Below are 10,809 nucleotides of genomic sequence, written 5' to 3'. Positions count from 1 at the left end.
TATGGTCAAGGATTTTTACATAAAAAATATGGTTTGTGATAGATGTATCAAGGTGCTCAAATCTGAAATTGAATTGCAGGGCATTGAACTAAAAGAAATTGAATTGGGACGTGTAAAACTTGACATCAAGAACGACGATGAGCGATATGCTTTTAAGGAAATTCTGAGTAATAACGGCTTCGCAATTATCGATTCTGCTGAGGATACACTAACTGAGCAGGTGAAAATTATTCTTATAAAAATGATGGAAAATCTACCCATCCAACTAAGCGACAAATTATCTAAGCACCTATCAGAAAAATTACATCAAGACTATTCAAAAATCAGTAAGGTATTCTCATTCACACAAGGAAATACCATTGAAAAATACTTCATTAAACTGAAAATCGAAAAGGTCAAGGAACTCATACAAACACAGGAAAAGAATTTTACCGAGATAAGTCAACTATTGGATTATAGCCATATCAATCATTTGAGTAGACAATTTAAGACCGAAACAGGAATGAGCTTAACGACCTATAAAAAGCAACAGCAAAATTTTAGGAATTCATTAGACCAAATTTTATAGATAAGAACCAAGATTATGACACAACTCGCTGAAAAACAGCTTTAATTTTGGTAAAAATTAAAAATAAATATGAAAAAACTACTAATATTCTTCTTAATACTATTTGGATTTGCAGTGCAAGCACAAAAACCAGACAATCCTTTTGTGGCCAACAAATCCGAAGAAAATGTTGATAATTGGCCAGAACGTGTCTATGATTTAACTATTGATTATGAGACTGTAAACTACACGGGTAAAGATGTAAAAGCGATGACCTTTAATGGTAGTATTCCTGGTCCAACTTTAGAATTTAATGAAGGGGAATTTGCTATTATTAACGTAACCAATAAAATGGATGTAGAAACATCTGTGCACTGGCACGGTTTAATACTTCCACATTTTTACGATGGTGTACCTTATCTAAATACACCACCTATTAAGCCAGGCGAAACTCAACAGTACAAATTTGCGCTCAAACAATCTGGAACTTATTGGTATCATTCACATACGGGATTGCAAGAGCAACGAGGTGTTTATGGCTCAATTCAAATCAATCCTAAAGAGACCACATTAGAGTATGATAAAGATTTGGTACTCGTACTTTCGGACTGGATGGATGAAAATCCTAAAACACAACTCCGTAACTTAAAACGAGGTAATGAATGGTACCTCATTAAGAAAAATCAAGTACAAAGTTGGGATAAAGTAATCGCCAGAGGTGCTGTTGGAGCTAAGTTGAAAATGATGTGGCAACGTATGCCAGATATGGCTATACTTGACAATTACTACGATTATTTTTTTATAAATGGAAAACCTGAACAGAACTATCCTGATTTTAAACCTGGTGAAAAGGTAAGGGTACGTTTTGTAAATGCAGCTGCTGCCACTTATTTCTGGCTTACATTCGGTGGCGAAGACCCTACGCTAGTAGCAGCGGATGGGTTAGATGTTGTTCCTGTACCACACAATAAAACATTAATCGGAGTTGCCGAAACATATGACTTTATAGTAACTATTCCAGAAAGCGGAAAGCTGGAAATCCTTGCAACTTCACAAGACGGTTCTGGTAAAGCATCTACCTTTTTAGGAACAGGCAATACATTGAAAGCTCCAGAAGTTCCTAGACCTGATTTGATTAAACAGATGCAAGAGATGATGTCAATGGATATGAAAATGGGAGCCCCAGCAGTTAAGTTCAACCCTTCAAAAAATGATAGTATTGAAAAAATGAAGAAATACGCAATGAAGATGGATGGAATGCAAATGGATGGAATGAATATGAAAGATGACAAAATGCAGATGGATGGGATGCAGAAAGATAAAGATTCCATCAAAATGAAAGACAACGGTATGGCTCATCAGGATATGAAAATGAAAGACGATAAGATGCAAATGGATGGTGGAATGAAAATGGGCTATATGGTTCCAAAAGACAAAGTGATAGGTGATAATATGAAAACAGGTGGTAATCCTGAATTTAATTATCACTATTTAAAAGCGCCAGAAAGTACCGAATTTGAGGAAGACAGACCTACACGTGAGATGCTATTTAACCTAACTGGTAATATGAACCGATATGTATGGTCAATAAACGGAGTACCACTTTCAGAAACCGATAAAATAAAAATCAATCAGGGAGAAGTTGTACGAATAACGCTTAACAATATGACAATGATGCACCACCCAATGCATCTACACGGACACTTTTTTAGGGTACTTAATGAAAATGGTGAGCGCAGTCCATTAAAACACACGGTTAATGTTGCACCGATGCAAAAGGTAGTCATTGAGTTTGCTGCGGATGAAAAGGGTGATTGGTATTTTCATTGTCACGTTCTATATCACGTAAACAGTGGTATGGCTAGAATTTTTAGCTACGATACACCACGAGATGAACGATTAGAAGGATATCCTTTGACCAATCTTACCAATGAGGCAAATCATATGTTCACTTGGGGAGAAGTCACTGGGCAAGCCATATGACAGAATTATATTATACGGCAACGAACATTCGTAATCAGTTTACCTTAAGAGGAGAATATGGCTGGAATGAAAATTTAGAAGCAGAGTTTACATACGAGCGTTGGCTCAATAGTTATTTCAGGGTTTTTGGAGGTGTAAATGTTGAAAACGAAGGCGTGGATAGCCTTGAAGAAATATCTACCACAGGTGTCGTAGGTGTTCGTTATTTGCTTCCACTTCTAATCGATTCCGATTTACGGATTGATAACAAGTTACGTCCTACTATCTCTTTTGCGACAGCGACTATGATATTTAGAAATGTTGCCCTTTATGGTGAGTATGAATACCAAATGGATTTTGGTTGGGTAAATGACTTTGAAGAAGGGACTGATTTTGAAGAAGAAACGACTTGGCAAGTAGGACTTGAATATGTACTGAGTAGAGATTTCTCTTTAATGGGAAGCTATGACAACCGTTTTGGATGGGGTGGCGGACTTTCATTAAGATTTTAAAACAATAATTAACTTAAATAAACAACAAAGATGAAAAAAGTAAAAAGAACACTAGGTATGATGGCACTTGCTGCTACAACGGTACTAACGGTTTCCTGCAAAGATGTAAACAAGAACGAACCGGCTGCACCTATGAGTAATGAGATGCATCAAGAGTCTATCGATGACAAAGACGATATGGCGATGAATGACAACCAAGATGCAAAAGCAGAAGCAATCTTGAATGACTATTTCAACTTAAAAGATGCTCTTGTAGGCGATGACAATGACAAAGCAAAACAACTGGGCGCCACGCTGGCAAGCACTTTAGGCAGTTTTGATGCATCGAGCTATTCAGATAGTGAGCAACAAGAACTCAAGGATATTATGGAAGACGCAATTGAACACGCAGAACACATTTCAGAAAGTGATATGGCACACCAACGTGAGCACTTTAAGATATTAAGCAAGGATGTTACCGATATGGTTGCCATTACTGGAACAGAGATGAAGATATACGAGCAATTCTGCCCTATGTATAATAATAATGAGGGTGGTGCTTGGCTTAGTATGAACGAAGAAATTAGAAACCCCTATTTCGGTGACAAAATGTTGAAATGCGGTAAAGTACAGCGAGAAATCAACTAATTGAAGTTTTTAAAAATCATAGCGTGGCTTGCCCTTGTGGCATTGATAGTGATTCAGTTCTTTCCAATAATTCTGAACGAGAGCGATTATGTACCGCAAAGTGATTTTATGGTCGAAAATCAAGTGCCTGCAACGATAAAAAATCGGTTGCAGGTTTCTTGCTACGATTGCCACAGTAATAATACAGATTATCCGTGGTATAGTAAGATACAGCCTGCGGCTTGGTTTCTGGAAGATCACATACAAGAAGGTAAGGACGAACTTAATTTTAATGAATGGGCAACATATTCAGACCGGCGAAAGAATAGTAAACTTCGGTCTATCATAAGCCAAATTGAAGAAGATAAAATGCCCTTGGATTCTTATACACTCATTCATAAAGATGCAATTCTTTCAGATGAATATAAGAGGATGATAATAGATTATATGACAGCGTTAAAAGACAGTTTGGAATAAAGTCCTGATATGGGAAGGGAAAGTTGATGGTTGGTTAGTTAGTAGCCCTTCCCTTGTCAGGCACAATAAAAAATATTAGAAAAATGAATAATGATATAAATGAATTTGAGTAAAAATTCTTAAAAATAAACAGGATGAATGCACTTAGAAAAACTACAATATTCGCATTAATTATAATAGCAACAAGCCAAGTGTTCGGACAAGATACAAACACAGAAAAGCAAGCGGTGCTTAAAGTAATGAAAACCTACAAAGATGCGCTACAAAACTTGACAACCGAAGGTACTTTTGACTTATTTACAGAAGATTCCGAGGTTTTTGAATCTGGTGGTGTTGAAGGCACCTATGCCCACTATATAGAACATCATTTGGGTCCAGAATTGGGGCATTTCAAGAAGTTTGAATTTTCAGATTATGAAATTGATGCAGAAGTAGATTTGCCCTATGCGTTTACTACCGAAACTTATGTCTACACCATAGTTCTCAATCCCGATGATAAAGGCAATACTCGAACCATAAAGAAAAAAGGGGTGGCGACTTCTATCCTTAAGAAGATAGAGGAAAAATGGCAGATAGTAAAAACACATTCATCATCCAGAAATGTTAAATAATTTTTAGCCAATCATAAAATGACACACACCTATCACATACACGGAATGACCTGCAATGGTTGCCGAAACCACGTCGAACAGACGCTTTCCAAAATAGAAGGTGTTACTAATGCATCTGTCAATTTAGAAAAAGCCGAAGCGATCATCGAAATGCAAGCACATATTCCCATCGAAAAATTTCAAGAGGCTCTAAAAGCGGACGGTGGGCAATACAGCATCCATCAAAATGGGGAACATCATCATACCCACGATAAGAAGCAAGTTGATAAACCTAAAGGCAAAGGAACAGGAACATTTTACTGTCCGATGCATTGCGAGGGCGACAAGACTTACGACAGACCAGGCGATTGTCCTGTTTGCGGAATGGATTTGGTCGAAGAAGTGAATTTAGCGACTACTTCTGATACTCAATATACCTGCCCGATGCACCCAGAAATTATTAAGGACGAACCGGGAAGCTGTCCAATTTGTGGAATGGATTTAGTTCCTATGAAACCCGATTTATCCGCAGAAGAAAAGACCTATAAAAAACTGCTTAAAAAGTTCTGGATAGCGGTCGCTTTCACATTGCCCATTTTTATCATTGCAATGTCCGAAATGCTGCCCAACAACCCCTTATATGATGTTTTAGAATTAAAATATTGGAACTGGATTCAATTTGCGCTTTCTATTCCTGTGGTATTCTACGCTACTTGGATGTTCTTTGAACGTGCCTACCGCAGTATAAAGACGTGGAACTTAAATATGTTTACGCTTATCGGTATCGGTGCTGGCGTTGCTTGGCTCTTCAGCGTGTTCGGGATGCTCGTACCCGATTTTTTCCCTGACCAATTCAAGACCGAAGCCGGTACGGTTCACGTCTATTTTGAGGCTGCTACGGTGATTCTAACTTTGGTTCTACTTGGTCAAGTCCTCGAAGCTCGTGCGCATAGCAAGACCAATTCCGCAGTCAAGGAACTTTTAAAATTGGCACCTAACAAGGCTATAAAGGTAGTTGATGGGGAAGAACAGGAAGTGGCCATCGATGAAATTGAATTGGGCGATATCCTACGTGTGAAGCCGGGCGATAAGATTCCTGTGGATGGCGTTATTACCGAAGGCGAAACTTCCATCGATGAATCGATGATTACAGGCGAACCCATTCCTGTAAACAAATCAGTAGATGATAAAGTAAGTAGCGGAACTATCAACGGCAATCAGTCCTTCTTGATGAAAGCTGAAAAGGTGGGGTCTGACACCCTGTTATCACAGATTATACAGATGGTTAATGATGCCAGTCGAAGCCGTGCACCCATCCAAAAGTTGGCCGATACCGTTTCGGGATATTTCGTGCCAATCGTGGTCATCATCGCTGCTGTGACATTCGGCGTTTGGGCGATTTGGGGCCCAGAGCCAGCCTATGTTTATGCCTTGGTTAATGCGATTGCCGTATTAATTATCGCCTGTCCGTGTGCTTTGGGGCTTGCGACACCTATGTCCGTAATGGTCGGTGTTGGTAAAGGCGCACAAAATGGGGTGCTTATCAAGAATGCTGAAGCCCTTGAGAAAATGGATAAGGTAGATACTCTCATTGTCGATAAGACCGGAACGATAACCGAAGGAAAACCTACAGTTGAGAAAGTGGGTTCTTTTGAGAAGGGTTTTACCGAAACCGAAGTACTACAATACATTGTTTCCTTGAACAGCCAAAGTGAACATCCGCTGGCGGAAGCCACCGTAAAATATGGAAAAGAACAAAACGCAGAGTTTTTAAAAGCAGATGGATTTAACGCAGTAACTGGAAAAGGCGTTGAAGGTGAAGTTAACAATAAAGAAGTGGCTTTAGGTAACGCCAAAATGATGGAACAGGCAAATGCTACACTTACCGAAGCTATGGAAAACGAGGCACAATCCTACCAAAAACAAGGGAAAACGGTTTCCTATCTCGCTGTAGAAGGTCAAGTTGTAGGCTACGTCGTTATCGGCGACAAAATCAAGGAAACAAGTGCAAAAGCTATCAAGGATTTGCAGAATAAGGGAATTGCGGTCATTATGCTTACTGGTGATAATCACGACACCGCCCAAGCTGTCGCAGATGAGCTTAACCTTGCCGATTTTCAAGCAAGTATGCTACCAGAAAACAAATTGCAGGAAGTCGAGAAATTACAAGAGCAAGGCAAGGTGGTTGCAATGGCAGGCGATGGTATCAATGATGCACCTGCACTCGCTAAAAGTGATGTAGGTATCGCAATGGGAACAGGTACGGATGTTGCCATTGAAAGTGCAGCCATTACATTGGTGAAAGGCGATTTACACGGTATTGTAAAGGCAAGAAATCTAAGTGATGCAGTAATGCGCAATATCAAACAAAACCTCTTTTTTGCAATGATTTATAACACGCTGGGTATCCCTATTGCAGCAGGACTACTGTATCCGTTTTTTGGAATACTCTTATCGCCAATGATTGCGGCTTTGGCGATGAGCTTCAGTTCGGTATCGGTAATTGCCAACTCATTACGTCTAAAAAGTAAAAACATATAATCTAACTAATTAAATACTTATGAAATATAAAATTTTGATAATCCTATTGGTAGTTGCTGTCAGCGGATGTAAAAACGAAGAAAAGAATAATACCAAAATAGAGATAGAGCACAATCATACCCAGAGTGAACCTAAATCTGAGAACAAAAAAACCCTTAGTCCACATACATCGGCAATGGCGATGATAGGCGATACACATATCCATATAGATTATTCGTCGCCAGGCGTAAGGGATAGAATTATTTTCGGTGGACTGTTGGCTTACGACCAAGTCTGGCAGGCTGGTGCCCATATGGCTACTTGGCTTGAAACAAATAAGGATTTAGAAATTGACGGTAAAGAATTGAAAGCCGGGAAATATGGGTTTTTTGTAATTCCGAATCAAGAAGAATGGACTGTCATTTTCAACAGGAATTGGAACCAACACGGTAAGGACGACTATAATGAAAATGATGATGTATTACGATTTAAAGTGACACCTAAAATTTCCGAAGAAATTAAAGAACATTTAGAGTATAACGTAAACAAAACAACTGAGACTTCCGGAACAATATCAATGAGTTGGGAAAAAGTCACGATTGAATTTCCTTTTGAAATAAAGTAAAATGGTGAACAGAAAAACAGCGAAATGGATTAGAAAAGCGCACCGCTATTTGGGTATCTTTTTAGGGATTCAGTTTCTGATGTGGACGATTAGTGGGATGTATTTCAGCTGGACAGACATCGACGAGATACACGGCGACCATTTTAAGAAAGAAGCACCTTTAAAGACTACATTTAATGATTTGCTCGGCACATCCCAACTTGCTACTAAAGAACCCGTACAATCTTTGGAATTACTGGAAATAGCCAATGAACCTTATTATTGGATTAATGAAGCACAGCTTTATAACGCAAGAACGGGACAAATGAAAAACGGAATTTCTAAAGAAGAGGCACAACAAGTTGCAAATAGGTATATGTTGAACGATTTAGAAATAGCAAAAATTCAATTAGTCGATTCTGTAGGGCCACATCACGAATATCGAGGTCGCCCACTTCCAGCTTATGAAATCTCGTATGAGACACCACAAAATTTAAAAGCCTATGTGGCGGTTGAAAATGGCGCTTTTCAAACGGTGAGACACAGAGACTGGCGCTGGTTTGATTTTCTATGGATGACCCATACAATGGATTATCAGGGAAGGGATAATTTCAACACGTTGTTGTTAAGGGCATTTTCACTTTTGGGATTGATAACTGTCTTAAGCGGTTTCGTTTTGTGGTATATCAGTTCCCCATCAATCAGAAAACTAAAAAAGAAAATCAAATAATTAGTAACAAATAAAACCAAAAATTATGAATTCAAACGAACACGAAAACAAGAACAAAGGAATGAGCCAATACACTAAATTCTTCCTTATGCTAGGGTCATCATTTATAGCAATGTACATCACAATGTATTTAAATACCTACGAGTTTGACCACGTGTGGTTCAGTCTTACACGATTTTATATGGTGTGTTTAGGAATAGCTACTATGGCTGTTATTATGTTGTTATTTATGTTGAATATGTATAAAGACAAGAAAAAGAATATTGCAATTCTCGCAGGTAGTGTTATATTGTTTTTGGGAGCATTAGGACTAGTACGCGACCAAAAATCCACTGTGGGCGACGTACTGTGGATGAAAGCAATGATACCGCACCATTCTATAGCAATTTTAACAAGTGAGCGTGCAGATATTAAAGACCCAGAAGTAAAAAAACTGGCAGAAGACATTATTAAGGCACAACGTAAGGAAATTGCAGAGATGAAAGCAATGATTGAACGTCTAGAAAACGAAAAATAAGATTATGAATAAGAACATTTTATATATAGCAATAGCCCTAATAATAGGTCTGGGCGCAGGCTGGCTCATTTTTGGAAACGGGTCAAGTGATACTATGGCAAACAAGGATATATCCGAGATGTCTGATCAACACGACCACTCTGGCGAGAGTGCAGACCAGATGTGGACGTGCTCAATGCATCCACAGATTATGCAACCAGAAGCTGGCGATTGTCCTATATGTGGGATGGACTTAATCCCTGCAGAAGCTGGTGCAGAAGGTCTCGCTGCAAACGAGATAAAAATGACTGAAAACGCAATGGCGTTGGCAAATATTCAAACCACTATCGTGGGCAATGCAGAAGCCAGCGATGATGATGGGATGATATCCCTTTCTGGAAAAATAGCTGCTAATGAAGAAAACAATACTGTGCAAGCCAGCTATTTCAAAGGAAGAATAGAAAGACTCAACGTCAACTATGAAGGTCAACAAGTAAATCGTGGTCAGCTGCTCGCAACCATTTACGCACCAGACCTTGTAGCGGCACAACAGGAATTGATTACCGCAGCATCGTTGAAAGAATCGCAACCCGCTTTGTATAAAGCAGTTCGCAATAAACTCAAAAACTGGAAACTTTCAGATACACAAATCAATGCTATTGAAGAAAGTGGAACGGTACGAGAGAATTTCCCGATTTATGCAACGGTTTCCGGAACGGTTTCAGAAGTAATGGCAGCACAAGGCGATTATGTAAATCAAGGACAGCCTATTGTGAAGTTGAGCAACCTCAATTCGGTTTGGGCAGAATTTGATGCCTATGAAAATCAAATAGCGCAATTCAACATTGGGCAAAAAATCAACATCACGACCAATGCCTATCCTAACAAGGAATTTGAAGGAACTATTTCATTCATCGACCCTATTCTAAATAATGCGACACGCACGGTAACGGTACGTGCAACCCTTCAAAATAGAGACAACCTGTTTAAACCAGGAATGTTTGTGACGGGCAAGGTTAAAGGCGCAACGCAAACTATGGAAAATACCCTTACCGTACCTGCAAGTGCTGTACTATGGACGGGCGAGCGCTCATTGGTATATGTTAAAACCAATCCTAACGAGCCTGTGTTTGAAATGCGCGAAGTGACCTTGGGCAATCGCTCTGGCGAAACTTACCAAGTATCTTCCGGATTAAATAATGGCGATGAAATTGTTACCAATGGAACGTTCACGGTAGATGCAGCAGCACAATTACAGGGTAAAAAATCAATGATGAATCAGCAAATGATGCAGGACGAATCAGCAATGATGGGCGATATGGAAATGAGTTTCAGTAATGCGTTTAGTTCTGATTTCAACAAAGCATTACCATCATATCTCAAAATGAAAGATGCCCTTGTAGCAAGCGATGCAAGTCAAGTTTCCGCTTTCGCGAAAGCGACATCAGAAAAATTAAAAGCAATATCGACTGATGATTTAGGTACGATGGAAAAACAACATTTAACCAAAAGTATTGAGATGCTGGATGCCATTGCAAACAATGACATTCTGGAAAATCAGCGTTCTCACTTCGTCATTCTAAACGAGAATATCGTGCCTATTGCAATGAGCATAGAAAACTCGACAAATTATTACATTCAGAAATGCCCTATGGCAAATAACAATAAAGGTGCGGTATGGTTAAGTATGGAAGAAGAAATAAGAAATCCATACTATGGCGATGCAATGTTGACTTGCGGAAGTTTAATTGATTCGTTGTAAAAA

At 39.1% G+C, this 10,809-nt stretch carries 9 protein-coding genes and 1 pseudogene; all 10 read left to right on the top strand.

What is annotated here, in order from left to right:
* Position 1 precedes the first annotated feature (1 nt).
* The 10 genes and pseudogenes from BST93_RS07245 to BST93_RS07200 all read left to right on the top strand — a co-directional run bounded on the left by BST93_RS07245 (position 2) and on the right by BST93_RS07200 (position 10,806).
* On the top strand, positions 2-568 hold the full coding sequence (locus BST93_RS07245) for a helix-turn-helix domain-containing protein (protein WP_105018634.1): 567 nt from the start codon (positions 2-4) through the stop codon (positions 566-568).
* A 69-nt stretch (positions 569-637) separates the two neighbouring features.
* Positions 638-3,021: pseudogene (locus tag BST93_RS07240) on the top strand (multicopper oxidase domain-containing protein).
* 30 nt (positions 3,022-3,051) lie between these two features.
* Entirely contained in the window at positions 3,052-3,648 is a 597-nt protein-coding gene (locus BST93_RS07235) for a DUF3347 domain-containing protein (protein ID WP_105018633.1), read from the top strand.
* Positions 3,649-4,104: a heme-binding domain-containing protein gene (locus tag BST93_RS07230; RefSeq protein WP_105018632.1), complete on the top strand. Its 456-nt coding sequence runs from the start codon at positions 3,649-3,651 to the stop codon at positions 4,102-4,104.
* Positions 4,105-4,238: 134 nt separating this feature from the next.
* On the top strand, positions 4,239-4,715 hold the full coding sequence (locus BST93_RS07225) for a nuclear transport factor 2 family protein (RefSeq protein ID WP_105018631.1): 477 nt from the start codon (positions 4,239-4,241) through the stop codon (positions 4,713-4,715).
* An 18-nt stretch (positions 4,716-4,733) separates the two neighbouring features.
* The gene (locus tag BST93_RS07220; protein WP_105018630.1) at positions 4,734-7,235 is read left to right on the top strand and encodes a heavy metal translocating P-type ATPase; all 2,502 of its coding nucleotides are present in this window, start codon (positions 4,734-4,736) and stop codon (positions 7,233-7,235) included.
* 19 nt (positions 7,236-7,254) lie between these two features.
* Positions 7,255-7,839: a DUF2911 domain-containing protein gene (locus tag BST93_RS07215; RefSeq protein ID WP_105018629.1), complete on the top strand. Its 585-nt coding sequence runs from the start codon at positions 7,255-7,257 to the stop codon at positions 7,837-7,839.
* 1 nt (position 7,840) lies between these two features.
* Complete coding sequence (locus BST93_RS07210; protein WP_105018628.1) at positions 7,841-8,548, top strand: PepSY domain-containing protein; 708 nt, start codon at positions 7,841-7,843, stop codon at positions 8,546-8,548.
* A gap of 25 nt (positions 8,549-8,573) precedes the next feature.
* On the top strand, positions 8,574-9,065 hold the full coding sequence (locus BST93_RS07205; protein ID WP_174270037.1) for a DUF305 domain-containing protein: 492 nt from the start codon (positions 8,574-8,576) through the stop codon (positions 9,063-9,065).
* A gap of 4 nt (positions 9,066-9,069) precedes the next feature.
* Positions 9,070-10,806: an efflux RND transporter periplasmic adaptor subunit gene (locus BST93_RS07200; RefSeq protein WP_105018627.1), complete on the top strand. Its 1,737-nt coding sequence runs from the start codon at positions 9,070-9,072 to the stop codon at positions 10,804-10,806.
* Positions 10,807-10,809: the final 3 nt, after the last annotated feature.

It is taken from the genome of Nonlabens tegetincola (assembly GCF_002954355.1).
GTDB classification, from domain to species: Bacteria; Bacteroidota; Bacteroidia; order Flavobacteriales; family Flavobacteriaceae; genus Nonlabens; species Nonlabens tegetincola.
Note: the sequence above shows the minus strand (reverse complement) of the source record. Positions and strands in the feature narration are given on the sequence as shown.